Below are 687 nucleotides of genomic sequence, written 5' to 3' on the forward strand. Positions count from 1 at the left end.
GTCGAGCCCGGCCTCCGCCCCGAGCGCCGTGACATCCCGCCAGAGGCGCGCCGCCAGCGCGGGGTCGTCGAAGCACGGCGGCAGGTTCATGCTCATGTCGATCAGGCCGCCGGCGGTGGCGGCCGCGCGCGGCGGCGGGATAATCCTGACATAGGTGCCGAGCCCCACCCGGCCCTCGATCAGCCCGCGGCGCGCGGCCTCGGCATAGGCGCGGGTGACGGTCGTGAAATCGATCCCGATCGCGGCGGCGAGGCGGCGCTGGGTCGGCAGGCGGTCGCCCGGCCTCAGCGCGCCGGACCGGATATCGGCCTCCAGCGCCGCGGCGATCGCGAGATAGATCGGCCCGTCCGGCTTGCGGATGTCCGGCAGCCAGGCGGGGGGCGTGTCACGGTCCGTCATGGTCCGGCTCTCGTTCCATATATATGTATCCCCGCTTCCTTATCCCCGCCCGTGGCCTGAGGCAATCTCGGCATCCCGCATCTTCTGCCATGCCGCGCTGGCGGGCCTTCCTCGGGTCATGCGGGAATCGCCGTGCTGCTGCCGGCATCTCCGCGTTGGTTCCCGGCAGGAAAGCATATATATGCCAATCCATCGATATTGCATGGACGATTGCCATAGCGAGATCCATGCGGCGGAGACAGACATGACCCAGCTGACGGAACCGGCGGCGAGCGCCCCCAGCATGGC

The 687-nt window shown here is 69.6% G+C and carries 1 protein-coding gene; it reads right to left on the reverse strand.

Features of this window, described 5'->3' with window-relative positions; all coding sequences use genetic code 11:
• Positions 1–399 (reverse strand): GntR family transcriptional regulator (locus tag APM_RS12865; protein ID WP_007423808.1); only part of this gene is annotated, 399 nt, incomplete at its 3' end.
• Positions 400–687 lie beyond the last annotated feature (288 nt).

This window comes from Acidiphilium sp. PM (assembly GCF_000219295.1).
Lineage (GTDB): Bacteria > Pseudomonadota > Alphaproteobacteria > Acetobacterales > Acetobacteraceae > Acidiphilium > Acidiphilium multivorum.